The following is a 24,173-nucleotide window of genomic DNA, read 5'->3' on the forward strand; positions in this document are numbered from 1 at the left end:
TCAGGGTTATACGCAAATCCTGCTGCAACCATCAGACTGTGGGAGGCGGCTTGCCGGCGATGCTGTTTCTGAAGCGACACATCGTCCACTAAGACGCCGCAAAGGGTACGCATCCTGTTAAACGCGAACGCAACCGTTGTTCATCCCGACAGCCATCTCCCTCAAATCCCGCTGAACCAGTTGTACCCCTGATCTTCCCAGTACCCGCCGGGGTTCTCGTTGCTGACGAAGATCTCGACGATGTGCTTGGGGTTCTTGAAGCCCAGCTTGGTCGGTACGCGTACGCGCAACGGGTAGCCGTAATCAGGCGGCAGGGCCACTTCACCGAAGTCCAGCGCGAGCAAGGTCTGCGGGTGCAGCGCAGTGGGCATGTCCAGGCTTGAATAGTAGCGATCGGCACACTTGAAGCCGACAAACCGCGCTGTGGTGTCTGCGCCGATGTATTCCAGAAACGTCCTCAGCGGCACGCCACCCCACTGCCCTATCGCGCTCCAGCCTTCAATGCAGATCAAGCGAGTGATGTCCGTACGCTGCGGCAACTTGCGCAGTGCCTCGATCGTCCAGGGTTGTTTGTCACGCACCAGCCCGGACACCGCCAGACGATAATCGGCAAGCTCCAGCTCGGGCACGTTGTACTCGGGGTAGAACGCGTTGAACGGAAACGGGTTGGTCATTTGCGCCTTGCTGTAGGTCGGGGCGAGTTTCTGGCCGTTGAACAGCCAGGCCTGGACCCGGTCGTTCCAGCGCGACATGGCCCACAACGCCTTGTCGACCTGATCACCGTCCTGCAGGTTGCAGCCGGTCAGCATCGACATCGCGCCCACCGTCAATCCTGCGCGCAGAAACGAACGACGCTGTATGTCGACCAACTGCGTCTGTTGCGCAGGCTCGAGCCGGATGCGCTGGGTGATGCGTTTGCGTGGCTCATTCATGGCTTGGCAGCTCCCTCTTCGTTCGGCTGGCGGCCGCCGGTGATCATCGGTAACAAGGTCCGGGGCACCAGCAACACCAGCGCCAGATGGACGACGACAAACGCGCCGATGGCCGCCATGGCTCCAAAATGCACCCAGCGGGCAACGTCATAACCGCCCAGCAGACTGGCCAGTTCCTGAAACTGCACCGGTTTCCACAATGCCAGGCCCGAAACCACGACCAGCACACCCATCGCCAGCACCAGCCAGTACATCAGGCGTTGCACGGCGTTGTACTGACCTTTGATGTGGGCCAGCTTGAAACGTAAAGCGTCGACCACATCGCGCTTCACGTCGCCGGGACGCACCGGCAGCAGGTCACGCTTGAAGTGCCGACTGAACACGCCATACAGCACGTAGATCAGGCCATTGATGACCAACAGCCACATGACCGCGAAATGCCAGGCAATGGAACCGCCCAGCCAGCCGCCGAGGGTCAGGGATTTGGGGAAGGTGAACGGCATCAAAGGCGATGCGTTGTAGATAGCCCAGCCGCTCATGAACATGCAGACCATGCCCACGGCGTTGACCCAGTGCGTGAGGCGCACAGGCCAGGGGTGGATCGGGCGGGTTTTCATCGTGATATTCCTCACCGTGAGGCGCTGCAGAACAACAAGGCAGACAGGCGACCGAAGTCGCCTGCCGTTACGCTCGTCAGGTGCGATTACATGGGCGGGGTGAAACCGTCCTTGCCGACCGCAACACCGCGCGCCGACTTGCCGTCATCGGCCGGGAACAGCACGACCTTGGCACCGGCTTTCAGCTCGCTGCGCTGACCTGGCTCAACGTACGCAATCGGCACGTCTTGCGGCACAACCAGTTGTTTCTCGCCGCCTTTGTACTGAACGGTCAGCGTGCGCCCGTTGGCCTTGGACAGCGTGCCAACGGTGCCGTTGGTCATGGTGCCCGTGCTGCCATCGGAGTTTTCCCAGCCGTAGTGACCTTCGCCGCTGCCCTTCAGGCTGGCTTCGAAAACCGTCACTTCCAGCGCTTTCAGCGTGCCGTCAGCCTGAGGAATGGCGGCCGAGCCGACAAAACTGTCAGCCTTGATGGATTCAAGATCAGCCTTGGAGACCAGGCGGATACCGGTCTTGTCTGTCAACTGGATACTTTGGTGCTGACCGGAACGGGTGGTGAAATTCAGGGTATCGGCCTGGAGGCTATCGACAGTGCCGCGCATCGGCTTGACCACCGGCATGTCGGCGGCCTGGGTCATGACAGCGGCGCTGAGCAGCAACAGGCCGAACGTAGTGGACAGTGCAGTCTTCATCGGTAATTCCTTGGCAGAGGGGTCTGAACGCATCTTTGCACCGCTACCGGCACCGCAGAATGACCGGGCAATGACATTTTTGTCATTCGCCGGACACCTTACCGGCAACTGGTTAGACTTCGGCATCGGCGCTGAGGGCGCCTGCAGAGCGTAGCGGACATCACGATGCATATCCTTCTGATCGAAGACGACACCAAGACCGGGGAGTACCTGAAGAAAGGTCTGGGCGAATCCGGCTATAAGGTCGACTGGACCCAGCACGGGGCCGACGGCCTGCACCTGGCGCTGGAAAACCGCTACGACCTGATCGTGCTCGACGTGATGCTGCCCGGCATCGACGGCTGGCAGATCATCGAAGTGCTACGCGCCAGACAGGACGTGCCCGTGTTGTTTCTGACCGCTCGCGATCAATTGCAGGACCGCATTCGCGGGCTGGAACTGGGTGCCGATGATTATCTGGTCAAACCGTTCTCGTTCACCGAACTGCTGCTGCGCATCCGCACCATCCTGCGCCGTGGCGTGGTGCGCGAGGCCGATCATTTCCATCTGGCCGATCTTGAACTGGACCTGCTGCGCCGTCGGGTCACGCGCCAGCAACAGGTCATCGTGCTGACCAACAAGGAGTTCGCCCTGCTGCATCTGTTCCTGCGTCGCGAAGGCGATGTGCTATCGCGCACCCAGATTGCCTCTGAGGTCTGGGACATGAACTTCGACAGCGACACCAACGTGGTGGATGTCGCCATCAAGCGCCTGCGCAGCAAGATCGACCTGCCCTACCCGACCAAACTCATCCATACCGTGCGTGGCATTGGTTACGTGTGCGAGGTGCGGCCGTGCAGCGCAGACGCCGACCTTCCCTGACCCTGCGTTCGACCCTGGCCTTCTCACTGGTGGCGATGCTCACGGTCGGCGGCGCTGGCCTGTACCTCTATCGGTCGATGGAGCAGACCGTGATGCAGCGCTCCGACCACGCCGTGCTGGCGCGCCTGGATCACTTTCGCAAGCTGCTGCGTTACGACCTGACCATGGACAACCTCAAAGGCAGCCCGCAACTGTTCGAAAACATGCTCGACAGCGAAGAAGACATCTTCATCATTGGCGAGCCGGGCAAGCCGCCGGTGATTTCGGTCAACCCGCAGCGCGCTCCCCTGCCAGAGCTACCGACCGTGGCTCAGGATCAGCCGTTACGCGTCGAGGACCTGCGCAGTGGCATGAGCCTGCAGGGCGTGCCCTTGCGTGCGGCGGCTGTACAAGTCATGTCCAACGGCGTCGAAGTGCGCTTGCAGGCCGCGCACCTGATGGTCAAGGAAATGGCCATGCTCGCCACTTTCCGCGAGCGTATCTATGCAGCAGTGGCGTTGGCGTTTCTGGTCACGGCGCTGCTGGGTTACGCGCTGTTACGGCGCGGTCTGCGGCCGTTGCGCAGGATGGCAGCGCATGCCGCGGCCATCACGCCGACCAGCCTGCACACCCGACTCGACAGCCACGATACGCCGGTAGAACTGCAGCAGTTGAACGACGCCTTCAATGCCATGCTCGACCGCCTGGACGACGGCTATCGCCGCCTGACACAGTTTTCCGCCGACCTGGCACACGAGATCCGCACCCCCGTCGGTTCGCTGATGGGCCATTGCCAGGTCGCACTGCGCCAGAACCGCAGCGCCGATGAGTATCAAGCGCTACTGGCCTCCAATCTGGAAGAGCTGGAGCGGATTTCGCGGCTGGTGGAAAGCATTCTGTTTCTGGCCCGCGCCGACGAAGCCCAGGCTGCGCTTGAACGCAAACCGCTGGACCTCAACGATGAATTGCACAGAGTGGCCGGTTATTTCGAAGGGCTGGCCGAAGAACGCAACATGACCCTGACCCCCAGCGGCCAAGGCGCGCTGCTGGCCGACCCTATCCTGTTGCGCCGGGCGCTGAGCAATCTGGTGGCCAACGCCATTCGCTATGCCGACGAAAACAGCGAGATCCTGATGCGCGTCGTTGCGCGGGATGGACACTGGTACGTGCAGGTGGAAAATCAGGGACCGGTATTACCGCACGCCAGCCTGACGCGTCTGTTCGACCGTTTCTATCGCGGCGACGCCTCACGCCACCAGCGTTCGGACTCCAATGGCCTGGGGCTGGCCATTGTCGCGGCGATCATGCACCTGCACGGCGGTCGGGTCGAAGTGGCCCAACCCGCCGCCGGACGCATCTGTTTCAGCCTGGTGTTCCCGGCGAACTGACGCAAGCACAGGGCGGATTACGATTTTTTCTCGTGGGCGATGGCCAGCTTGTAGAAAGTCGCCGAGCCACCCTCGGTGTTGTAGCCCGTGTTGTCCTGGGTGTAGACCCCGGCTTTGAAGTAGAACAGCTTGGTACTCCACGCCGGGTCGAGCTTGGCGAACCACACTGCGTTGAACGCGTTGACGGTCAGGTCGCCCGCCGGTGTGAGGTTGATGCTGTAGTTGAAGCGTTCGTTGAGCGGCACGCCCTGCGCGATGATGATCACCTCGATTTCCGCGTCCGGGGTGCGGCGAAACTTGGCGACGATGTTGCCTGTCTTCAATTTCTCCTTGTACTGGTACTCCACCTTCAGCAACGGCTCGGTGCTCTGGTAGCAGTGAATCTGACCGATCACGATCTTGCCGCTCGATGGCACCTGATCGACTTCCAGCGTGGCACGCAGAAAATTGTCGGCGCTGGAGTAGTTCCAGTTGAACGCCCTGCCGTCCGCCGTCGTTTCGCGCAACTCGGAACGCGGATACTTGGCGTTCTCTGTCGTGGAACCGGTCACAGGTGCCCAGAAAAACAGCGTATCGCCGGAGCGAAAATAACCATCCTGATAGCCCTTCATCAATTTCGGGGTTTCGATGATGGTTGCAGGCGTCCCGACAGGGACGGACAGATTCCAGGTGGCAAGGTCGATCATGGCATTGCTCGCAAGGTGCGCGATGCGCATCAGCAAAAGGGCTCTGGAACGGGCACCTCGGCCCGTTCGGTTCAACCAGACTATCGGCTGAATCGTTTACTTTTTAAACACAAACGACAAACCCATGACGCCAATAAACCGTCTAATTACCGCCAGTGCCACTATATTGATGTCAATTTTCTCCTTTGGTGGGTTGACCCGCTCTGACCTGTAAGCGTGGATTTACACGGACTTGATCTTTTCGGCATCGCGCCATTTTTTTGGAGACTCGATCCGAAAACAGCTCATCAGATTGGAAATTAACGACGAACGGTCGTCTTTATTCATGTTGAAAAGGAACTTTTCGGGCTTTTCACTTACTACGCACCCCCACTCATCGGGGTATGGCGATCGACATCCTGTACGCCCTCGGCCGCCTGAGTTGAAACACTCCGCTCGGCAATTTCCGGTTGACTGTAATAACTTGTTACGGGATATTAGTTAGCAAGCTATTAATATCCTCGCTAACAATATTGCTCCTAACTAAATTTCTGGTGTTTTACATGTCCGTCGATGCGCTTCATCGGGCGATCAGCAGCGGTCTGGTTGCAGCGTCACGCCACTGGCGACGCAACTGCCAGACCACGCTGGCCACCTACGGTATTTCCGAAGCCTGTGCGGGGCCGCTGCTGGCCATCGCGCGGCTGGGTGACGGCGTGCATCAGGTCAAAGTCGCCCATGCAGCCGGTATGGAAAGCCCGACCCTGGTCCGTTTGCTGGATCAACTTTGCAAGGCTGGCATCGTTTGTCGCGCCGAAGACCCCAACGACCGTCGTGCCAAGGCGTTGAGCCTGACAGCCAAAGGTCGCGAACTGGCCGGATCAATCGAAAGCGAGCTGACACGCCTACGCGCTGAAGTGTTGAAAGGTGTCGAGCCTGCTGATCTGGAAGCCGCGCTGCGTGTATTCCAGGCGTTTTCCGAGGCTGCCCGCGCTGACCAGGAGGGGCAGGTGTGAACGGATTTTTCTCCAGCGTGCCGCCCGCACGCGACTGGTTTTATGGCGTGCGCACCTTCGGTGCCTCCATGCTGGCGCTGTACATCGCGCTGCTGATGGAAATGCCCCGTCCTTATTGGGCGATGGCCACCGTGTACATCGTATCGAGCCCGTTTGTGGGCCCCACCAGCTCCAAGGCGCTGTATCGTGCCGCCGGTACGCTGGCGGGTGCTGCGGCATCGGTGCTGCTGGTGCCGATGTTCGTGCAGACGCCGTTCTTGCTGGCCGTAGTCGTCGGGCTGTGGACGGGCACGCTGCTGTTTCTGTCCCTGCACCTGCGCACCGCCAACAGCTACGCGCTGATGCTGGCCGGCTACACCCTGCCGCTGATCTCGCTGCCGGTGGTGGACAATCCGCAGGCGGTATTCGATATAGCGGTGTCACGTACCGAAGAAATCTTTCTGGGCATTATCTGCGCTGCAGTCGTCGGCGCGATGTTCTGGCCCAGACGCCTCGCCCCGGTGTTTCAGGCTACAACTGAAAAGTGGTTCGCCGATGCGTCCAGCTACAGCGACCACTTCCTGAGCCGTACTTGCAACCCTGAAGAGATCGCCACGCTGCGTAACGCGATGGTCGCCAGCTTCAACTCGCTGGAAATGATGATCGGCCAACTGAGCCACGAAGGCGCGCGCAAGCAAACCGTACGCAATGCTCATGAGCTGCGCGGACGCATGATTCACTTGTTGCCCGTCATCGATGCCCTCGACGACGCACTCTGGGCGCTGGAGCGTCGCACGCCCGCGCTGCTCGCCAGCCTGTCGCCCGTGCTGCTGGAGGCCCGCACCTGGCTGAAAAACACCGCCGACGCCCCCCAGCAGGAACAGTGGCAGCAACTGCATAGATCGATGGAGCAGTTGCAACCGGACTCTGCACAGCTCGACGACCGCGACCAGTTGCTGCTTTCCAACGTGCTGTTTCGTCTAGGCGAATGGATCGACTTGTGGCAGGACTGCCGCACGCTGCAATTTGCGATCAAGACCGACGACCAGTCGCAGTGGCGCGCCGTCTATCGCCACTGGCGTCTGGCTCGTCTTACGCCCTTTCTCGACCGTGGCCTGATGCTCTACTCGGTGGCCTCGACCGTTCTGGCAATCATCGTCGCCTCGGTGCTCTGGATTCTGCTGGGCTGGAAAGATGGCGCGAGTGCCGTGGCGCTGGCGGCCGTGTCGTGCAGCTTCTTCGCCGCCATGGACGACCCCGCGCCGCAGATCTATCGGTTCTTTTTCTGGACCATGCTCTCGGTGGTGTTCGCCAGCCTGTACCTGTTCGTGGTGCTGCCTAACCTGCATGACTTTGCGATGCTGGTGCTGGCATTTTCGGTGCCGTTCATTTGCGTCGGCACACTGACCGTGCAACCACGCTTCTTTCTCGGCACGCTGCTGACCATCGTCAACACCTCGTCCTTCATCAGCATCCAGAGCGCCTACGATGCGGACTTCCTGAATTTTCTCAACGCCAACCTCGCGGGACCCGCAGGTTTGCTGTTCGCCTTCATCTGGACGCTGGTGTTCCGCCCGTTCGGTGTGGACCTGGCGGTCAAGCGCCTGACCCGTTTCAGCTGGCGCGATATCGCCAGCCTCAGCGAAGACTCGACGCTGGCCGAACACCGACGCATGGGCGTGCAGATGCTCGATCGTCTGATGCAGCAACTGCCGCGCCTGACACTGACCGCGCAGGACACCGGCATTGCACTGCGCGAGCTGCGTGTCGCGCTGAACATGCTCGACCTGCTGGCCTACACCCGCCGGGCAACACCGCAGGCTCAGGTGCTGCTGCGCCAGGTGATCGACGAAGTCAGCGGCTACTTCCGGCACTGCACCAAGGCCGGCGAGCGCCTTCCCGCGCCCCGTGGCCTGCTGATGCTGATGGACCGCGCACGCCGTTCATTGACCGATCAGGACATGGGCGACAACCCGGCCCGCGTGCACCTGCTGCACGCGCTCAGCGGCCTGCGCCTGGCGCTGCTGCCGGGTGTGGAAATCGTCACCGTGGGCGGAGAACTGACCGAACAACTGCCGCATAACATCGATGGAGCGCCTCTATGATCGGCGATCTGGACATCAGCGGGATTTTCATCCCCACCTTTCTGGCCATGATGGGCATCGCCTATCTGGTGTTTCTCGGCGTGCACGCCGTGCTGTCGCGCGCCCACTTCTACCGTCTGGTCTGGCACCGGGCTTTGTTCAACGTAGGTCTATACGCTTTGTTGCTCGGCGCCGTGGATACTCTCAGTCGATACCTGATGACATGAAAAAACCGATACTGACTCTGGGCCGTGTGGTCCTGACCCTGCTGGTAGTGACCCTGGCTGTCGTCGTTGTCTGGCGCATGGTGATGTACTACATGTACGCGCCATGGACCCGCGACGGCCACATTCGCGCCGACGTCGTGCAGATTGCCCCGGACGTGTCCGGGCTGATCCAGAAGGTTGACGTCACCGACAACCAGCCGGTGCATAAAGGCCAGGTGTTGTTCACCATCGACCAGGACCGCTTCCGCCTCGCGTTACGTCAGGCTCAGGCCACCGTCGCCGAGCGCCAGGAAACCTGGGAACAGGCGCGTCGCGAGAACAAGCGCAACCGTGGGCTGGGCAATCTGGTAGCGCGCGAACAACTGGAAGAAAGCCAGTCCCGCGAAGCCCGTGCGCTGTCAGCGCTGGGCGAGGCTCGCGTGGCGGTGGACGCTGCGCAACTGAACCTGGATCGCTCGGTGATCAAAAGCCCGGTGGATGGCTATCTCAATGACCGCGCGCCTCGCGAGCATGAATTCGTTACGGCCGGACGCCCGGTACTGTCAGTCGTCGATGCGGCGTCGTTCCACATCGACGGCTATTTCGAGGAGACCAAGCTGGACGGCATTCATGTCGGCCAGGGCGTGGACATCCGGGTCATCGGCGACAACGCGCGGCTGACCGGGCACGTGGTCAGCATCGTCGCCGGTATCGAAGACCGCGACCGCACCAGCGGCTCGAACCTGCTGCCCAACGTCAACCCGGCGTTCAGTTGGGTACGACTGGCGCAGCGGATCCCGGTGCGCATCGCCTTCGACGATGTGCCCAGGGATTTCCGCATGATCGCTGGCCGTACTGCGACCGTGTCGATCATCGAAGACACCCGGGAGGCCACACGATGAAACGGGCATCTCGCCTGACGATGCTGGGGTTGGGCACCCTGCTGTCGGCCTGCCAGATGGTCGGCCCGAACTATGAATTGCCCAAGGACAGCGAGATCAACCGCCCGGACTTGCAGGGCGAGCTGGCGGGTCAGTCGGTCAACACCGTTTCGGCACCGGTGCCTGCGCACTGGTGGCGTCTGTATCAGGACCCGAAGCTGGATGAGCTGGTGCGCCAGGCCATGGCGTCCAACACCGACCTGCGGATTGCCGCCGCCAACCTGCAACGTTCACGCTATCAAGGTGCCGAAGCCGAGGCCGCAGGTGGCTTTACCAACAGCGCGAAAGTCGGCGCACAGCGCTTGCAAGAGTCGGGTGAAGCCTTTTTGCTGCCTGAGAAAGTGCCGGTGGCCAACGTGGGTGATATCGGCCTGACCACGTCCTATCAGTTCGACCTGTTCGGCACGTTGCAGCGTGGTATCGAAGCCGCGCAAGCCAACGTCGACGCCAGTCAGGCGGCGGTGGACACGGCCCGCATCACCGTGGTCGCGGACGTGGTGCGCGCTTATACGCAGGTGTGCGCCGCCAACGAAGAACACGACATCGCCCGTGAGTCGCTGGACCTGCAACAACAGAGTGTGAAGTTGAACCAACGCCTGCGCGATGCCGGACGTGGAGATGAAACCCAGGTGACGCGTTCGCAGACCCAGTTCAAATCCCTGCGCGCCGAGTTGCCCCGCTACGAAGCGCAGCGTCAGTCAGCGCTGTTTCGCCTGTCGATGCTGCTGGCACGGCCTGTCGAACAGTTACCCGCAGGCGTCAGTACCTGCAACGAGCTGCCGCATATCGCACAAGTGATGCCGGTGGGCGATGGCGCGGCACTGCTCAAGCGCCGGCCGGACATTCGTCAGGCGGAGCGGCATCTGGCGATGTCCACGGCGCAGATCGGCGTCGCAACCGGCGAGCTATACCCGGACATCAGCATTGGTGCGAACATCGGCACCATCGGCACGATCGAGAACCTGGGCAAACCGGCGGCCAATCGCTGGGGCTTCGGGCCGCTGCTGAGCTGGACCATCCCGTCCAATGGCTCACGCGCCCGTATCCATCAGGCCGAAGCCTCGGCGCAAGCCTCGCTGGCCCGCTTCGACGGCGTGGTGCTCAACGCCATCCGCGAAACCCAGACCGGACTTGCCCAATACACCGCCCTGCTCGACCGCCGTGACGCCCTGAAAGACGCCGAGCAATCGGCAAAGGAAGCCGCAGATCAGACTCACCGTTTCTATCAGGCGGGCCGCGCCTCGTTCCTTGCCGACCTGCAGGCCACCCGCACCTACACCGACGTGCGCGCCCAATTGGCCGAAGCCAACACCCAGGTTGCCATGGGCCAGATCAACCTGTTCCTGGCGCTGGGTGGCGGATGGGAGAAGGATGAAGTAGCAGTCAAATAACCACCCGGCAATCGCTCGGCACCTGAATATATGAGGACCGGGCGGCGTTCCGTTTGTCCGCGAACACCGAGTTGCAGACGCCGCATCTTCATCGGATGTACCGGCTTTCGCGGACAAGTCCGTTCCCACCAGGATAAGTGCCCTGCCCAAACTCTCGGGCGCAACTCAAACGCCGTCCAAATGCTCATTGCCTTTCAGGACGTTGCGCGTGCGGTCCCGGGTGCGACGCCGATCCATCAGATGGCACCATAACTTGCACTCCAGCCCCCATTACTCCTAGGCTCACCCGATCTTTGACTCGGAATGCACCATGGACACCTCTCTCAGCCGCCGCGAGCGGCTGCATACCGTTATCTTCGAGGCCGACACGCCTGCCGGGCGGCGCTTCGACAAGGTTTTGCTGGTCCTCATCCTGCTCAGTCTGCTGGTCACGATCATCGACAGCATCGAGAGTATTCATCGCGATTACTCGCAGGTGTTTGCCTGGGTCGAATGGGGTTTCACGCTGATTTTTGCCATTGAATACGTCCTGCGCCTGTACTGCTCACCCAAGCCATTGAAATATGCCTTCAGCTTCTACGGCCTCGTCGATCTGCCGGCCATCGTGCCGGGCGTTCTGGCCATCTATTACAGCGATGCGCAATACCTGCTGGTCGTGCGGATCATTCGCATGCTGCGGATCTTCCGGGTGCTCAAGCTCGGCACCTACCTGCGCCAGGCCAACTATCTGCTCTCGGCGCTGCGTGGCAGCAAGCAGAAAATCATCGTGTTTCTGGTCGCCGTGTCGACGCTGGTGACGGTGTTCGGCACGCTGATGTATGTGATTGAAGGCCCGGAGCATGGCTTCACCAGCATCCCCAAGGGCATCTATTGGGCTATCGTGACCCTCACCACAGTGGGCTTCGGCGATATCGTGCCCAAGACGCCGGTCGGTCAGATGCTGTCTTCACTGGTGATGATCACCGGTTACTCGATCATCGCCGTGCCCACGGGTATATTCACCGCCGAACTGGCCAATGCCATGCGTGGTGAACAGCTCAAACACGACTGCCCGGTGTGCGCCAAGAAGTTTCACGAGCACGGCGCAGCTTTCTGCTCGCGCTGTGGCAATGCGCTTTTCCGCAAAGAAGCCGATCAGGCATAAGCACAGACGTTTTTGGTATTTAGGCACAAGGATGCGCGGCTGCTAGTGTCGCGGCATTAAGCCATCAGACAACAATGACCCACCCTTCAAGGACTTTGCAGTGAACAGACTTTTCGCCGCTTCGCTACTGGCCGCAGGCCTGGCCCTTTCCAGCGCTGCCCAGGCTGCCCCGACGCTGCTCAACGTTTCCTACGACGTGATGCGCGACTTTTACAAGGATTACAACAGCGCCTTCCAGAAACACTGGAAAGCAGAGAACAACGAGAACGTCACGGTGCAGATGTCCTTCGGCGGATCGAGCAAGCAGGCGCGTTCGGTCATCGACGGCCTGCCGGCGGATGTAATCACCATGAACATGGCCACCGACATCAACGCCTTGGCCGACAATGGCGAGCTGGTGCCTAAAGACTGGGTCAGCCGCCTGCCGAACAACAGTGCACCGTTCACCTCGGCGACCGTGTTCATCGTGCGCAAGGGCAACCCGAAAGCACTGAAAGACTGGCCGGACCTGATCAAGGATGGTGTTGAAGTCGTCGTGCCGAACCCAAAAACCTCGGGTAACGGCCGCTACACGTACCTGTCTGCCTGGGGTTACATCCTGAAAAACGGTGGCGATGAAGCCGCTGCAAAAGAGTTCGTCGGCAAGCTGTTCAAGCATGTGCCTGTACTGGACACCGGCGGTCGTGCCGCGACCACCACCTTCATGACCAACCAGATCGGCGATGTGCTGGTGACGTTCGAGAACGAGGCCGAAATGATCGCCCGCGAATTCGGACGTGATCAGTTTGAAGTGGTTTACCCGTCCGTTTCGGCCGAAGCCGAGCCGCCGGTGAGCGTGGTCGACAAAGTCGTGGACAAGAAAGGCTCCCGTCCATTGGCCGAGGCGTATCTGAAGTACCTGTGGTCGCCTGAAGGTCAGGAGATCGCCGCTAACAACTACCTGCGCCCACGCGATCCAGAGGTGCTGGCCAAGTACAAGGATCGTTTCCCGAAAGTCGATTTCCTCTCGGTGGAAAAGACCTTCGGTGACTGGCGCACAGTCCAGAAAACCCATTTCATTGACGGTGGTGTCTTCGACCAGATTTACCCGGGCAAATAAACCCTCTCCGGCACAGCAAAACGGCGACCTTCAAGGTCGCCGTTTTCGTTTCAATCAATTGCTGAACTGACGCCCCAGACCTGCCGGCACGCCGCTCGCATCGGTGGGCTGCCAAGGACCGTTGGGGCTGGTCGCCCAGCTCCAGCCGTTGTTCCATTGGTAATACGTACGCTGGCGATAGAACGTATTGCTCTGATCGTCCATCACATACACGCCCATGCGCGCATCCCAATGGCTGTTGCCGCCTGGCGGTGGCGCAAAACTGGCCGACGTTTTCGGCCCGCTCGACGGAGCCTTGACGGGCGGTTTGTCAGGGGTCGGCGTGGGACGCGGAGCACCAGGTTGCTGGGTGCCCGGCAGGGACTGAATCGGTTCCTGGCTCCTCGGGGCCGGCGGCTGGACCGCACAGGCGCTCAAGCCCAAGGCCAGACCCAACAAGGTGATACGTGCGGTGCGGTACATAAGCGGGCTCTCTTCTTATCTGGCTGACGGGTTATCAGGGCTGTCGATGATCAACGCCTGCTGCGTCCCGCTATCGCTGGCCAGTGGCTGGCTGCGGCCGACCCACTCACCGGCGGTCGGCTGCCCTGCGCGAGACACGCGAGCTACCAGTTGGACTTGCGCAAAGTTCGACAGTTTCAGTTGCGGCATCATTGCGTCGGCATCGCCCAGTTCGACCTCGGCTGGCAATTCGGCGACCGTGATGCGTTTCACCGCTAACGGCGCGGGCGGACCCTCGACAGCACGGACGAAGATGAACACGCTGTCACGCGGCTGGACCTTGTCTTTAAGCGCCGGAGCCAGATCGACGCGTACCTTTATCGAACCCGCCTTGCTTGCAGCCTGCGCCGGATTTGCGCCTGTTTTCAGGTTTTCCCTGGCGCGGGCAATGCCACCTTCCAGTGCCGACCGCGATGGATCCTGCGCAGGCAGGACGTCCAGTAAACGGGTCCAGTAATCGACCGCTGCCTGAAAGCGCTGCGTTTCGTACGCGGCAATGCCCAGCAAGCCCAGGCTGGTGACTTCTTTGGGGTCCGCCTTGAGCGCTTCATCGGTCAGGGCCTGCACCTGAGGTGTGAAGTGCTTGTCGCTGGCGAAATACAGCGCCTGCGCCCATTGCCCGAGCAGTTCCGGTGGCCTTCCGGCCAGGTCTGCGGCACGCTCGAACATCTGCGCTGCATCGCCCGGACGGTTCTGCGCCATGTAACTGCGCGCCAGGAAATACAGGCTCTCGGAAGAATCCGGCTGGGCCTGAACAGTACGTTCCAGCCGCTGGGTCATGTCGGCCAGCGAGGTGGGCGGCGTAGAGAATTCACGGCTCAGTTCGACTTTGTCGCTGGCCCCAAGCTGCAGATACGCGCCCATGCCCAGCACCGGAACCAGTATCGCCGCCAGCAACAGCCAGGCTTTGCCAAGCTGCGCAGAGCGGGCTTTATCGGCACCTTCGGTGTCATCCAGAAGCTCACGTGCGGCTTCATCCCGTGCACGTTGTACCCCCGCAGCTGACAGAACGCCCTCCTCCTGCTGGCTTTGCAGCTCAGTCAGTCGCTCCTGATACAGCGCAACGTTCAGCGCGGTGCGGTCTTCTTCGCGCTGCGCGTTATGTCCGCGCAGCAGTGGAATCAGCAGAAAGCCCAGCGCCACCAGCAGCAACAACCCGGTTGCCATCCAGAAATCGATCATTTTCGGTGTTCATCCAGCAGTTGGGCGAGGCGTTGCCGCTCCTCGTCGGAGAGCGTATCGGCCTGCCCGGCACTCAGGCTTCGGCGACGTTTAACGATCACGGCCATCACCCCCAGGCCGCCCAACAGCAGACCGGCAGGGCCGAACCACAGCAGCCAGGTTCTGGCCGTCAGCGCCGGTTTGTACCGCACAAAATCGCCGTAGCGGTCGACCATGAAATCGATGATCTGTTGATTGCTCTGGCCCTCACCCAGCATGCGGTAGATCTCCTTGCGCAGGTCAGCGGCGATCGGCGCGTTGGAGTCGGCAATGTCCTGATTCTGGCATTTGGGGCAACGCAACTCGCGGGTCAACTCGCTGTAGCGGGCACGCTCGGCCTCGTCGCGAAAGTTATAGGCCTCGATGGCAGCCTGCGCGAGCCCGCTGATTGCCAGTGCCACGATCAGCAGCGTGGCGCTGAGTGAACGGTTCATGGTCTGGCCTCGTCAACCAGCGCCTGATACAGCCCGGCCAGTTGTTCGCGCCACACTCTGTCGTCGATCACGCCAACGAACTTGTGACGAATGACGCCCCTGGCATCGATCAGAAAGGTTTCCGGCGCGCCGTATACGCCCAGGTTCAAGCCCAGCGAGCCTTCGTCGTCGCGCACATTGAGGCGGTAAGGATCATGAAAATCCTTGAGCCACTTGAGCGCATCGGCGTTGGTGTCCTTGTAGTTGATCCCATAAATCACCACACCCTGCTGCGCCAGCCGGTTGAGCACCGGGTGCTCGACGCGACAGGCGATGCACCAGGTCGCCCAGACATTGACCAGCGCAGGTTTGCCCAGCAGATCGGCACGGGTCAGGGTACGTTCGCTCTGCACTTCACGCAGGGTGAACTCGGGGAATGGCTTGCCGATCAGCGCCGATGGCAACTCGGCCGGGTCCAGGTACAAGCCGCGAAACAGAACGGCAGCCACGCCGAGAAAGACCAGCAACGGCACTGCCATGACCCAGCGCTTCATGTGGTTGCCTCCGACAGGCCCAGCGTCTCACGCACCCGGCCCTTGATCTTGAGGCGATAACGCCGGTCGGTGGCCGCGAGCACACCTCCCAGCCCGGTGATCAGGCCGCCAAACCAGATCCAGCGCACGAAGGGTTTGACATGCACCCGCACCGCCCAGGCCCCCTCGCCCAGCGGTTCACCAAGTGCGACGTACAGATCACGACTGAAACCGGCATCAATCCCCGCCTCGGTCATCATCGACTGCTGCACGGTGTACAGGCGTTTCTCCGGATGCAGCTCGGTGACCTGCCTGCCCTCGCGCAGAACCCGGATCGTGCCGCGATCAGAGGTGAAGTTCGGGCCTTCGTAGTGCTTCGCGCCCTCGAACACGAACATATAGCCACCCAGCTCCACGGACTGGCCAGGCGCCAGCCGCAAGTCGCGCTCAGCACTGTTCTGACTCGACAGCACCACGCCCAGCGCACACACGGCAATGCCGAGGTGCGCCAGTTGCATGCCCCAGTAACTGCGGTGCAGGCCGCGCGCGCCGTTGATCAGACCTTTGTGGCGGGTCTTGTCGAGCAGATCGCGCACCCCGGCCAGCAGCACCCAGGCCGCAAGCATGAAGGTCGCCAGCACCGCCCACTGGAAATCACCCAGCACCAGCCCGGCAACCACCGCCAGCACTGCGCTGCCGATCAGCACCGGCGCGAGCATGCCCAGTAACCACTTGAGCGGCGTATCTTTCCAGCGCACCAGCACGCCCACCGCCATCACCACCATCAGCAGGCCCATCAGCGGCACGAACAGCGCATTGAAATACGGCGGCCCGACGGACATCTTCGCGCCGCTCATGGCGTCGATCACCAAGGGGTACAGTGTGCCGAGCAGAATCATCGACGCCGCGACCACCAGCACCAGGTTATTGCCCAGCAATAACGTCTCACGCGACCAAAGGCCAAAGCCGACATGGCTTTTCACCACCGGCGCGCGGAAGGCGAACAGGGTCAGCGAACCGCCCACCACCATCAACAGGAAGATCAGGATGAACACGCCGCGGGCCGGATCGGAGGCAAACGCATGCACCGACGTCAGCACCCCGGAACGCACCAGAAAGGTCCCCAGCAGGCTGAGAGAAAAGGCCGCGATGGCCAGCAACACCGTCCAGCTCTTGAACACACCGCGTTTTTCCGTGACCGCCAATGAGTGAATCAGCGCCGTGCCCACCAGCCAGGGCATGAACGAGGCATTTTCCACCGGGTCCCAGAACCACCAGCCGCCCCAGCCCAGTTCGTAGTACGCCCACCAAGACCCCAGCGTGATGCCAATGCCGAGAAACGCCCACGCCACCAGCGTCCAGGGTCGCGACCAGCGAGCCCAGGCGGCGTCCAGTTTGCCGCCGAGCAAGGCAGCGATGGCAAACGCAAATGCCACGGAAAAGCCGACGTAGCCCATGTACAGCATCGGCGGGTGCACGATGAGGCCGATGTCCTGCAACAAAGGGTTAAGGTCGCGACCGTTGGCCGGCATCTGCGGCAGGATCCGCGCAAAGGGATTGGAGGTCAGGATCAGGAACGACAGAAAGCCGAGGCTGATCATGCCCATGACTGCCAGAACCCGCGCCAGCATCACCTGCGGCAGTTGCCTGGAGAACACCGACACCGCAAAGGTCCAGCCGCCCAGAATCAATGCCCAGAGCAACAACGAGCCTTCATGTGCGCCCCACACGGCGCTGAATTTGTAATACCAGGGCAACGCGGTGTTGGAGTTCTGCGCCACGTAAGCGACCGAGAAGTCGTCCATCATGAAGGCGTAGGTCAGGCACCCGAAGGCAAAGATCAGAAAGCTGAACTGCCCCCACGCTGCAGGACGCGCCAGGCTCATCCACAGCGAGTCGCCGCGCCAGGCACCGATCAGCGGCACGCTGCTCTGCACGAGGGCAAAGCACAGCGCCAGAATCATGGCCAGATGGCCGAGCTCGGGAATCATGGGTCAACCCTGTTTCGATGGGGTGGAAGGCGCAGCCGGTGCGGCCTGACCGCTGTCGCGCAACGCCTTGGTGACTTCGGGCGGCATGTACTTTTCATCGTGCTTGGCCAGCACTTCGTCAGCCACCACCACGCCTTGAGCATTTAACTTGCCCAGCGCGACGATGCCCTGCCCTTCGCGGAACAGATCAGGGAGGATGCCGCGGTAGGAGATGGTCACCGACCTGTTGAAGTCGGTCACCACAAAGCGCACGTCCAGCGAGTCGGCCGAGCGTTGCAACGAGCCCTTCTCGACCATGCCGCCCGCCCGGATACGCGTATCGAGGGGTGCCTCGCCATTGGCGATCTGGCTCGGGGTGTAGAACAGATTGATGTTTTCCTGCAGCGCCCTGAGGGCCAGCGTCAGGGCCAGCCCGACGCCGACCAGCACGGCGACGATGATCAACAGGCGCTTTCTGCGCTGCGGCTTCACCTGCGGCCCTCCCGACGCACACGACGCGCCACCTGTTGCAGATAACGGCGACGCGCCAGCACCGGCAGCGCCACATTCACAAGCAGCACCAACAGGCAAAGGCCGTACGCCGACCAGACGAACAGCCCGTGGCGGCCCATTGCCAGGAAATCGGCCAATGACTCGAAACTCACGATGCGCGCTCCAGGCTGCGCAGGATTTCAGCCTGCACCCACTGAGTACGTGATTCGCGCTTGAGCACTTCAAGGCGCATCCGCATGAGCAATACGGCACCAAAGAAGCAATAGAAACCCAGTGTGGTGAACAACAGCGGCAGCCACATCTCGGCAGGCATGGCCGGCTTTTCGGTCAGGCTGAAGGTCGCGCCCTGATGCAGCGTGTTCCACCACTCCACCGAGTATTTGATGATCGGGATATTCACCACGCCGACAATCGCCAGCACCGCGCAGGCCTTGGCCGCACTGTCGCGATTACTGATCGCATTGCCCAGCGCGATCAGGCCGAAATACAGGAACAGCAGAATCAGCATCGAAGTCAGGCGCGCGTCCCACACCCACCAGGCACCCCAGGTCGGCTTGCCCCAGATAGCGCCGGTAGCCAGCGCCAGCGCCGTCATCCAGGCACCGATGGGCGCGGCCGATTGCAGGACGACGTCCGCCAGTTTCATCTTCCACACCAGCCCGACCACGCCGCACAGGGCTAGCATCACGTAACAGGACTGGGCCAGCATCGCGGCTGGCACGTGGATATAGATGATGCGAAAGCTGTTGCCCTGCTGGTAATCCGGCGGCGCAAATGCCAGTCCCCAGACCACGCCGATGCCGATCAACAGCACCGCAGCCACGCTCAGCCACGGCAGCAGTCGCGTGCTGATGCCATAGAAGACCTTGGGCGAGCCGAGCCTGTGCAACCAGGCCCAGCTCAGGCCGCTTTTGAGTGAATCGCTTTTCATCAAGGTACATCCAGGGTTGACCGAGCGCCTGACCGGCAGGCCTCGCAACCTCAATTATTCGCCGACACTGATCTTCAGGCCAGCCGCTATGGCAAAGGGTGTCAGGGTAACTGCCAGTGCCGTCAGGCTGCCCAGCCACAGCAGATAGCCGCTTGCAGGCATGCCTTGCAAGGCGGCCTGCAACGCACCACTGCCCAGAATCAGTACCGGGATATACAACGGCAAAATCAGCAGAGCAAGCAACAGGCCGCCACGCTTGAGACCGACCGTCAGCGCTGCGCCGACCGCACCCAGCAGGCTTAACACCGGCGTGCCCAGCAACAGCGACAGCATCAGCACGGGCAGGCAGTGTCCGGGCAAGCCCAGCATCAACGCCAGCATCGGTGCCAACACCACAAGCGCCAGCCCGGAAAACACCCAGTGTGCCAGCACCTTGACCAGAACCAGAAGGGCCAGCGGGTGCGGCGAAAGGACCCACTGCTCCAGCGAGCCGTCTTCGAAATCACTGCGAAACAGCCCGTCCAGCGAGAGTAGAACCGCCAACAGCGCCGCCACCCAGACCAGGCCCGGCGACAAGCTTTGCAACAATTGACTCTCCGGCCCGACAGCCAGAGGGAACAATACGATCACGATGGCGAAAAAAACCAGTGGATTGGCCAGCTCTGCCGGACGACGAGCCAGCAGCCTGGCCTCGCGCAGCAGTAATGACGTGAAAACGTTGCTCATAGGCCGCCGCTTCCCAGATCCAGTTGCCGATAGCCCGCAGGGCTGCGGCCCAGCGTGTGATGGGTGGTCAGAACCACCGCGCCACCGCGCTCGCAATGCTCGGCCAGACAGGTTTCCAGCTGGGCGATGCCTTGCCGGTCAAGGGCCGTGAACGGTTCATCCAGCATCCAGATCGGCGGACCCGGCAGGTACAAACGGGCCAGCGCAACGCGGCGCTGCTGTCCGGCAGACAATGCATGACACGGCACCTCTTCGAAACCGCCCAGCCCGACCGCTTCCAGCGCCTGCTCTAAACGAGCGCGCTCGCCGGAACCCTGCAGCGCACACAGCCAGGACAGGTTTTCCAGCGGCGTCAGCAGCTCCTTGAGGCCCGTCGCATGACCAATCCACAGCACCTGCCTGGCCCGTTCGGCGTGCTGCTGAATCAAGGGCACGCCACCGAGCATCACCTGGCCCGAGGTCGGCTGCATCAACCCGCACAACAATCGCAGCAGGCTGGTCTTGCCGCTGCCATTGGGACCGCTGATCTGCAACAGGTCGCCGGCCTGAAGATCAAGATCCAGATCTTCGAACAGCAGCCGTCCGTCGCGCTCGCAGGTCAGCGCAGTGGCATGCAGAAGTGGAGTCACAGCAGTCATCGAGCGCTTCCAGTGTCGCGTTGTCTCGAAATGCGCCGAAAACAGCACAAACGGAGGAAATGGCAGTTCAAGTCGAGCATGATGCGGCCGTTACATGAAGGGAACTTAATGACGGCCAGACCGCTTTGGGTCGGTATTATACATACGACTCCGGACACCCACGGGGGCAATTTCCTCAGGTCGAATATTGAATGACAGGCGATATCACCAGCGTCCCCGCGACGGTTCCAGCGACCGCGCTGCTACGCGCCGGCATTTCCCAGGCGCAGGTCCTGACGTTGCTACAGGCCTCGCCTACGCTGATCCCTGAAGGCCAGACCGCAGAAGCCGAAGTGCTGACCCTCAAGCAGGTCGATCAGAACTTTCAGCTACTGCTCAAACTGATTCTGAGCAATGGCAGTCAGACCAACCTGCCGGTCAGCAGCACCGTGCCCTTCACGCCCGGCAGCCTACTGCAGGTGACACAGGCGTCGGCCAACGAGTTGACGCTGACCCTGCAACAACTCAACAGCGCACTGAAGAATTCGCTGACCAGCATCGATACCCGACAGTTGCCCGTTGGCACGCTGTTGCAGGGCAAGGTGCTGACCACTCAGATCGTGGCACAGGCGGTGAGCCAGCTGGCCAGTGCCCTTCCCAGCACCGCAGCCGCTGCGCCTGCCACCTATCGCTCGATCGTGATGCTGCTCAATACTGCACTGGCAGGTTCCAGTCTGACCGTCGACAGCCCGCAACCCTTGAAAGTCGGCAGCCTGCTCAGCGCTCAGGTGCAGGGCAACCAGGCATTGAACTTCGTCGCCCTGCCCGGTCGTTTCGATCAACTGGCCGTCGCGCAACAACTGGCCACACAACAAAACCGTCAGGGCTCACTGGACAATCTGATCAACGCGCTGCAGAACCTGCCGCGCAACAGCCCGGCGATCAGCGCGCCCTTGCAGGCCAGCATCAATCAGTTACTGGCCGACATACCTGACGTCGAGCAAATGACATCGCCCAAAACCGTTGCCCAGGCGCTCAATGCCAGCGGTGTGTTTCTGGAAGCGAAACTGCAGGCCGGTCTGAACCCGCTGCATGTACCGGACATGAAGGCCAACCTGATGCGCCTGATTGCCCAGATTCTGCCAGGGCTCCCGGACAACAGTTCCTACGGCGCTGCGGCGGCCTCCAACACCCTGGTGCGGATCATGCCCAGCGCTATCCGCAACGCATTGGGCACCTTGGGCATGGTGGCTGCCCGTACCCAGCCAAGCGTCTTCCCTCTGCCTTCGCGCTCGGTCGGCGGCGGCGAGAAAGAAGACGATCTGGAAATTCTCCTCAAGCTCGCCGCCGCTGCCGTGTCACGCGTGCAAAGCCATCAACTGGGCGGTCTGGATCAGACGCGCACCAACGCGGACGGCACGCAGGTCACCACCTGGCAGTTGGAAGTTCCGATGCGCAACGCCCATGACATCGTGCCCTTGCAGGTCAAAGTGCAGCGCGAAGACAAGCAGGATGAAGAACCCGCCGACGACAAGGCTGACGGCGAGATTCAGGAAACACGCGAAAAGCTCTGGAAGGTCGATCTGGCGTTCGACCTTGAACCGCTGGGGCCGCTGCAGGTGCACGCCCAACTGCTGCGCGGGACCTTGTCGAGCCAGCTTTGGGCCGAACGTCCGGACAGCGCAGCGCTGATCGGACAGGAGCTTGGGCATTTGCGCGAACGGCTGATTGCCTGCGGCCTTGCTGTGGGCGAACTGGCCTGCAACCACGGCACCCCGCCCCAAGGGCCACGAACCGCCCTCGAACAACGCTGGATTGACGAGAACGCCTGATGACCCAACACGTCGACACACCGCGCCAGGCCATTGCCCTCAGTTACGACGGACAAAGCGCGCCGACCCTCAGCGCCAAAGGCGACGATCAACTGGCCGAAGCCATCCTGGCCATCGCCCGCGAATACGAAGTCCCCATCTACGAAAACGCCGAGCTGGTCAAATTGCTGGCCCGCATGGAACTGGGCGACAGCATTCCTGAACCGCTGTATCGCACCATCGCCGAAATCATTGCCTTCGCCTGGCATTTGAAAGGCAAATTTCCCGAAGGCCAGGACCCGGATGCGCCGCCGGTGGAGCGGGATATTACGCCGCGTCGGTGAGCGTCTTTTCATGAGCACAAAACGGTCTTGCAGACTGTCCGTTTCAGCCCACCACCGCCGTCATGAATACTCGTTTGCGTGTTAACTGAAGTTACTGACTGTCCCTTTGGAGACGCTCGTAATGAAACACGCTCAGCGCAAAACAACGGACGCATCGGCGCTGGAATCTGACTATGGTTTCGATCTACCGGCGGCCAGGGTCAATGACTGGCATTCCCACGGCGTTCTGACGTCGCACTTCATGAACACGTTCTCCGTGATGGCACCCGCTTTTGAGCGAGCCATTACGCTGAGCATCAAACACCACCGACCGCTCGTTGCGGGCTCTCCCCTCCAGCAAAAAATAACCGACATGCTGGTTCAGGAAGCAAGGCACGCTCACGAGCACAGGCGTTACAACGGATTGATTGAACAGGTCGGTTTGCCAGGACGCCACCTTGAGCGCCTTGCCCGAAAGCTGCTTGACGCAGGTTTGAGCCTACCTTGGGTCACTCCACGCTTTCGACTGGCTGTCATGATGATGTTCGAACATCAAGCCGCGCTGGCATCCACCGTTACTTTGAACAGTCCCGCCTTGCTTGAGGGATCATTGCAGGGTTATGCGCAGCTCTGGATTTGGCACGCTCGCGAAGAAACAGACCACCGGTCACTGGCCTACAGTCTTTGGACAACGGTCATGGGACGGGGCCTGAAGCCCTACGTGATACGTATAGGTGCAGCTGCATATGCAGCTGCACTGACCTTCAATATCGCTACGCTCATATTCCTGCGGCTACTGATCGCTGATAAAAATCTGAGGGTCACCAGACGCGACCTTTGGCTTTTTTTACGATTTCACCTGGGACCGGGAGGCTTGGTCACTCGCTCCGCGAAACTCTGGCTAAGGTATTTCCTGCCAGGCTTTCACCCCGACCTGTATGAAAAGATCAACCGCTAGAACATTGGCCGTCAGGATGACGGTGGTGCTGTGGCTTTAAATCGCAATCGGCTTGCGCCCGGCAAACGAATGCGCCAGCGTGCCGCCGTCGACCAGATCCAGCTCGCCACCCAGCGGCACGCCGTGGGCGATGCGCGAGGCGATGAGGCCTTTCTGGTTGAGTAGCTGGGCGATGTAATGGGCGGTGGCCTCGCCTTCCACGGTCGGGTTGGTGGCCAGGATGACTTCGGTAAACGTGCCCTGCCCGGCGATGCGCTCCATCAGTTGTGGAATTCCGATGGCCTCAGGGCCAAGACCGTCGAGTGGCGACAGGTGGCCCTTGAGCACGAAATAGCGGCCGCGATAGCCGGTCTGCTCCACGGCGTAGACATCCGTCGGCCCTTCGACCACGCACAGCAGCGTGTCGTCGCGGCGCACATCAGCGCATTGCGGGCAGAGTTCTTCTTCGGTCAGCGTGCGGCACAAACGGCAATGACCGACACCTTCCATCGCCTGACTCAAGGCCAGCGCCAGACGCGAACCGCCGCTGCGATCACGCTCCAGCAACTGCAACGCCATACGCTGCGCGGTTTTCTGACCGACGCCCGGCAGTACGCGGAAGGCATCGATCAACTGGCGAATCAGGGGGCTGAAGCTCATGAAGAAAAGTCCGACAAAAACAC

General features: G+C 61.2%; 27 protein-coding genes. 12 read left to right on the top strand and 15 right to left on the bottom strand.

Annotation, left to right across the window (positions count from 1 at the left end):
- Positions 1-161 precede the first annotated feature (161 nt).
- The 3 genes from H8S56_RS21105 to H8S56_RS21115 all read right to left on the bottom strand — a co-directional run bounded on the left by H8S56_RS21105 (position 162) and on the right by H8S56_RS21115 (position 2,241).
- On the bottom strand, positions 162-932 hold the full coding sequence (locus H8S56_RS21105; RefSeq protein ID WP_187519669.1) for a molybdopterin-dependent oxidoreductase: 771 nt from the start codon (positions 930-932) through the stop codon (positions 162-164).
- Positions 929-1,549: a cytochrome b/b6 domain-containing protein gene (locus H8S56_RS21110; protein WP_187519670.1), complete on the bottom strand. Its 621-nt coding sequence runs from the start codon at positions 1,547-1,549 to the stop codon at positions 929-931. The genes H8S56_RS21105 and H8S56_RS21110 overlap by 4 nt, the downstream gene beginning before the upstream one ends.
- Positions 1,550-1,635: 86 nt before the next feature.
- Positions 1,636-2,241: a hypothetical protein gene (locus H8S56_RS21115; RefSeq protein WP_187519671.1), complete on the bottom strand. Its 606-nt coding sequence runs from the start codon at positions 2,239-2,241 to the stop codon at positions 1,636-1,638.
- A 165-nt stretch (positions 2,242-2,406) separates the two neighbouring features.
- Between H8S56_RS21115 and H8S56_RS21120 the strand changes: the two genes are divergently transcribed.
- Together H8S56_RS21120 and H8S56_RS21125 are read left to right on the top strand one after the other, a co-directional pair.
- Entirely contained in the window at positions 2,407-3,102 is a 696-nt protein-coding gene (locus H8S56_RS21120) for a heavy metal response regulator transcription factor (protein WP_024685343.1), read from the top strand.
- A 35-nt stretch (positions 3,103-3,137) separates the two neighbouring features.
- Positions 3,138-4,469, top strand: a complete 1,332-nt coding sequence (locus H8S56_RS21125; RefSeq protein WP_235986838.1) for a heavy metal sensor histidine kinase — start codon at positions 3,138-3,140, stop codon at positions 4,467-4,469.
- 17 nt (positions 4,470-4,486) lie between these two features.
- Here H8S56_RS21125 and H8S56_RS21130 read toward each other — a convergent pair whose 3' ends face one another.
- A complete protein-coding gene (locus tag H8S56_RS21130) occupies positions 4,487-5,155 on the bottom strand; it encodes a polysaccharide lyase family 7 protein (protein ID WP_187519705.1) in 669 nt (222 codons plus the stop codon).
- Positions 5,156-5,697: 542 nt separating this feature from the next.
- On the opposite strand from H8S56_RS21130, the gene H8S56_RS21135 reads away from it, so the two are divergent.
- From H8S56_RS21135 to H8S56_RS21165, 7 genes are all read left to right on the top strand, one after another.
- Positions 5,698-6,150, top strand: coding sequence for a MarR family winged helix-turn-helix transcriptional regulator (locus H8S56_RS21135; RefSeq protein WP_187519673.1), 453 nt, complete (start codon positions 5,698-5,700; stop codon positions 6,148-6,150).
- Positions 6,147-8,234, top strand: coding sequence for an FUSC family protein (locus H8S56_RS21140; protein ID WP_187519674.1), 2,088 nt, complete (start codon positions 6,147-6,149; stop codon positions 8,232-8,234). The genes H8S56_RS21135 and H8S56_RS21140 overlap by 4 nt, the downstream gene beginning before the upstream one ends.
- Positions 8,231-8,440 (top strand): DUF1656 domain-containing protein, encoded by a 210-nt coding sequence (locus H8S56_RS21145; RefSeq protein WP_024685348.1) that lies wholly within the window; start codon positions 8,231-8,233, stop codon positions 8,438-8,440. The genes H8S56_RS21140 and H8S56_RS21145 overlap by 4 nt, the downstream gene beginning before the upstream one ends.
- Positions 8,437-9,321, top strand: a complete 885-nt coding sequence (locus tag H8S56_RS21150) for an efflux RND transporter periplasmic adaptor subunit (RefSeq protein WP_024696076.1) — start codon at positions 8,437-8,439, stop codon at positions 9,319-9,321. The genes H8S56_RS21145 and H8S56_RS21150 overlap by 4 nt, the downstream gene beginning before the upstream one ends.
- Entirely contained in the window at positions 9,318-10,751 is a 1,434-nt protein-coding gene (locus H8S56_RS21155; RefSeq protein ID WP_187519675.1) for an efflux transporter outer membrane subunit, read from the top strand. Before H8S56_RS21150 ends, H8S56_RS21155 begins: the two co-directional genes overlap by 4 nt.
- Before the next feature lie 310 nt (positions 10,752-11,061).
- Positions 11,062-11,895 (top strand): ion transporter, encoded by an 834-nt coding sequence (locus H8S56_RS21160; RefSeq protein WP_187519676.1) that lies wholly within the window; start codon positions 11,062-11,064, stop codon positions 11,893-11,895.
- Positions 11,896-11,995: 100 nt separating this feature from the next.
- The gene (locus H8S56_RS21165; protein ID WP_187519677.1) at positions 11,996-12,994 is read left to right on the top strand and encodes a sulfate ABC transporter substrate-binding protein; all 999 of its coding nucleotides are present in this window, start codon (positions 11,996-11,998) and stop codon (positions 12,992-12,994) included.
- A gap of 54 nt (positions 12,995-13,048) precedes the next feature.
- Here H8S56_RS21165 and H8S56_RS21170 read toward each other — a convergent pair whose 3' ends face one another.
- From H8S56_RS21170 to ccmA, 10 genes are read right to left on the bottom strand one after another with little or no spacing between them, the layout of a single operon-like run.
- Positions 13,049-13,456 carry a hypothetical protein gene (locus H8S56_RS21170; protein ID WP_024688593.1) on the bottom strand — a complete coding sequence of 136 codons (408 nt, stop codon included), beginning with the start codon at positions 13,454-13,456 and terminating at the stop codon, positions 13,049-13,051.
- A 15-nt stretch (positions 13,457-13,471) separates the two neighbouring features.
- Positions 13,472-14,677 (bottom strand): c-type cytochrome biogenesis protein CcmI, encoded by a 1,206-nt coding sequence (ccmI, locus tag H8S56_RS21175; RefSeq protein WP_187519678.1) that lies wholly within the window; start codon positions 14,675-14,677, stop codon positions 13,472-13,474.
- Positions 14,674-15,150, bottom strand: a complete 477-nt coding sequence (locus H8S56_RS21180) for a cytochrome c-type biogenesis protein (protein ID WP_024688595.1) — start codon at positions 15,148-15,150, stop codon at positions 14,674-14,676. The genes ccmI and H8S56_RS21180 overlap by 4 nt, the downstream gene beginning before the upstream one ends.
- On the bottom strand, positions 15,147-15,683 hold the full coding sequence (locus H8S56_RS21185) for a DsbE family thiol:disulfide interchange protein (RefSeq protein WP_024694076.1): 537 nt from the start codon (positions 15,681-15,683) through the stop codon (positions 15,147-15,149). Before H8S56_RS21185 ends, H8S56_RS21180 begins: the two co-directional genes overlap by 4 nt.
- Positions 15,680-17,653: a heme lyase CcmF/NrfE family subunit gene (locus H8S56_RS21190; RefSeq protein ID WP_187519679.1), complete on the bottom strand. Its 1,974-nt coding sequence runs from the start codon at positions 17,651-17,653 to the stop codon at positions 15,680-15,682. Before H8S56_RS21190 ends, H8S56_RS21185 begins: the two co-directional genes overlap by 4 nt.
- 3 nt (positions 17,654-17,656) lie before the next feature.
- Positions 17,657-18,124 (bottom strand): cytochrome c maturation protein CcmE, encoded by a 468-nt coding sequence (ccmE, locus tag H8S56_RS21195; RefSeq protein WP_024688598.1) that lies wholly within the window; start codon positions 18,122-18,124, stop codon positions 17,657-17,659.
- Positions 18,121-18,297, bottom strand: a complete 177-nt coding sequence (gene ccmD / locus H8S56_RS21200; protein WP_024694079.1) for a heme exporter protein CcmD — start codon at positions 18,295-18,297, stop codon at positions 18,121-18,123. Before ccmD ends, ccmE begins: the two co-directional genes overlap by 4 nt.
- A complete protein-coding gene (locus H8S56_RS21205; protein ID WP_187519680.1) occupies positions 18,294-19,076 on the bottom strand; it encodes a heme ABC transporter permease in 783 nt (260 codons plus the stop codon). The genes ccmD and H8S56_RS21205 overlap by 4 nt, the downstream gene beginning before the upstream one ends.
- A 54-nt stretch (positions 19,077-19,130) precedes the next feature.
- The gene (gene ccmB, locus H8S56_RS21210; protein ID WP_024694081.1) at positions 19,131-19,802 is read right to left on the bottom strand and encodes a heme exporter protein CcmB; all 672 of its coding nucleotides are present in this window, start codon (positions 19,800-19,802) and stop codon (positions 19,131-19,133) included.
- The gene (gene ccmA / locus H8S56_RS21215) at positions 19,799-20,440 is read right to left on the bottom strand and encodes a cytochrome c biogenesis heme-transporting ATPase CcmA (protein WP_024688602.1); all 642 of its coding nucleotides are present in this window, start codon (positions 20,438-20,440) and stop codon (positions 19,799-19,801) included. Before ccmA ends, ccmB begins: the two co-directional genes overlap by 4 nt.
- 191 nt (positions 20,441-20,631) lie before the next feature.
- On the opposite strand from ccmA, the gene fliK reads away from it, so the two are divergent.
- The 3 genes from fliK to H8S56_RS21230 all read left to right on the top strand — a co-directional run bounded on the left by fliK (position 20,632) and on the right by H8S56_RS21230 (position 23,511).
- The gene (gene fliK / locus H8S56_RS21220) at positions 20,632-22,251 is read left to right on the top strand and encodes a flagellar hook-length control protein FliK (protein WP_187519681.1); all 1,620 of its coding nucleotides are present in this window, start codon (positions 20,632-20,634) and stop codon (positions 22,249-22,251) included.
- Entirely contained in the window at positions 22,251-22,574 is a 324-nt protein-coding gene (locus tag H8S56_RS21225; RefSeq protein WP_024688604.1) for an EscU/YscU/HrcU family type III secretion system export apparatus switch protein, read from the top strand. The genes fliK and H8S56_RS21225 overlap by 1 nt, the downstream gene beginning before the upstream one ends.
- Positions 22,575-22,695: 121 nt before the next feature.
- Positions 22,696-23,511, top strand: coding sequence for a metal-dependent hydrolase (locus tag H8S56_RS21230; protein ID WP_187519682.1), 816 nt, complete (start codon positions 22,696-22,698; stop codon positions 23,509-23,511).
- A gap of 36 nt (positions 23,512-23,547) precedes the next feature.
- Here the strand turns inward: H8S56_RS21230 and recR are convergent, their stop codons facing one another.
- On the bottom strand, positions 23,548-24,150 hold the full coding sequence (recR, locus tag H8S56_RS21235) for a recombination mediator RecR (RefSeq protein ID WP_024688606.1): 603 nt from the start codon (positions 24,148-24,150) through the stop codon (positions 23,548-23,550).
- Positions 24,151-24,173: the final 23 nt, after the last annotated feature.

The sequence above is a fragment of the Pseudomonas triticifolii genome (assembly GCF_014358015.1).
GTDB classification, from domain to species: domain Bacteria; phylum Pseudomonadota; class Gammaproteobacteria; order Pseudomonadales; family Pseudomonadaceae; genus Aquipseudomonas; species Aquipseudomonas triticifolii.

Bases quoted from the DNA above. Each gene is read 5' to 3' on its own strand.
- H8S56_RS21105 (WP_187519669.1), bottom strand. From the start codon at position 932: ATGAATGAGCCACGCAAACGCATCACCCAGCGCATCCGGCTCGAGCCT.
- H8S56_RS21110 (WP_187519670.1), bottom strand. From the start codon at position 1,549: ATGAAAACCCGCCCGATCCACCCCTGGCCTGTGCGCCTCACGCACTGG.
- H8S56_RS21115 (WP_187519671.1), bottom strand. From the start codon at position 2,241: ATGAAGACTGCACTGTCCACTACGTTCGGCCTGTTGCTGCTCAGCGCC.
- H8S56_RS21120 (WP_024685343.1), top strand. From the start codon at position 2,407: ATGCATATCCTTCTGATCGAAGACGACACCAAGACCGGGGAGTACCTG.
- H8S56_RS21125 (WP_235986838.1), top strand. From the start codon at position 3,138: ATGCTCACGGTCGGCGGCGCTGGCCTGTACCTCTATCGGTCGATGGAG.
- H8S56_RS21130 (WP_187519705.1), bottom strand. From the start codon at position 5,155: ATGATCGACCTTGCCACCTGGAATCTGTCCGTCCCTGTCGGGACGCCT.
- H8S56_RS21135 (WP_187519673.1), top strand. From the start codon at position 5,698: ATGTCCGTCGATGCGCTTCATCGGGCGATCAGCAGCGGTCTGGTTGCA.
- H8S56_RS21145 (WP_024685348.1), top strand. From the start codon at position 8,231: ATGATCGGCGATCTGGACATCAGCGGGATTTTCATCCCCACCTTTCTG.
- H8S56_RS21150 (WP_024696076.1), top strand. From the start codon at position 8,437: ATGAAAAAACCGATACTGACTCTGGGCCGTGTGGTCCTGACCCTGCTG.
- H8S56_RS21155 (WP_187519675.1), top strand. From the start codon at position 9,318: ATGAAACGGGCATCTCGCCTGACGATGCTGGGGTTGGGCACCCTGCTG.
- H8S56_RS21160 (WP_187519676.1), top strand. From the start codon at position 11,062: ATGGACACCTCTCTCAGCCGCCGCGAGCGGCTGCATACCGTTATCTTC.
- H8S56_RS21170 (WP_024688593.1), bottom strand. From the start codon at position 13,456: ATGTACCGCACCGCACGTATCACCTTGTTGGGTCTGGCCTTGGGCTTG.
- ccmI (WP_187519678.1), bottom strand. From the start codon at position 14,677: ATGATCGATTTCTGGATGGCAACCGGGTTGTTGCTGCTGGTGGCGCTG.
- H8S56_RS21180 (WP_024688595.1), bottom strand. From the start codon at position 15,150: ATGAACCGTTCACTCAGCGCCACGCTGCTGATCGTGGCACTGGCAATC.
- H8S56_RS21185 (WP_024694076.1), bottom strand. From the start codon at position 15,683: ATGAAGCGCTGGGTCATGGCAGTGCCGTTGCTGGTCTTTCTCGGCGTG.
- H8S56_RS21190 (WP_187519679.1), bottom strand. From the start codon at position 17,653: ATGATTCCCGAGCTCGGCCATCTGGCCATGATTCTGGCGCTGTGCTTT.
- H8S56_RS21205 (WP_187519680.1), bottom strand. From the start codon at position 19,076: ATGAAAAGCGATTCACTCAAAAGCGGCCTGAGCTGGGCCTGGTTGCAC.
- ccmB (WP_024694081.1), bottom strand. From the start codon at position 19,802: ATGAGCAACGTTTTCACGTCATTACTGCTGCGCGAGGCCAGGCTGCTG.
- ccmA (WP_024688602.1), bottom strand. From the start codon at position 20,440: ATGACTGCTGTGACTCCACTTCTGCATGCCACTGCGCTGACCTGCGAG.
- fliK (WP_187519681.1), top strand. From the start codon at position 20,632: ATGACAGGCGATATCACCAGCGTCCCCGCGACGGTTCCAGCGACCGCG.
- H8S56_RS21225 (WP_024688604.1), top strand. From the start codon at position 22,251: ATGACCCAACACGTCGACACACCGCGCCAGGCCATTGCCCTCAGTTAC.
- H8S56_RS21230 (WP_187519682.1), top strand. From the start codon at position 22,696: ATGAAACACGCTCAGCGCAAAACAACGGACGCATCGGCGCTGGAATCT.
- recR (WP_024688606.1), bottom strand. From the start codon at position 24,150: ATGAGCTTCAGCCCCCTGATTCGCCAGTTGATCGATGCCTTCCGCGTA.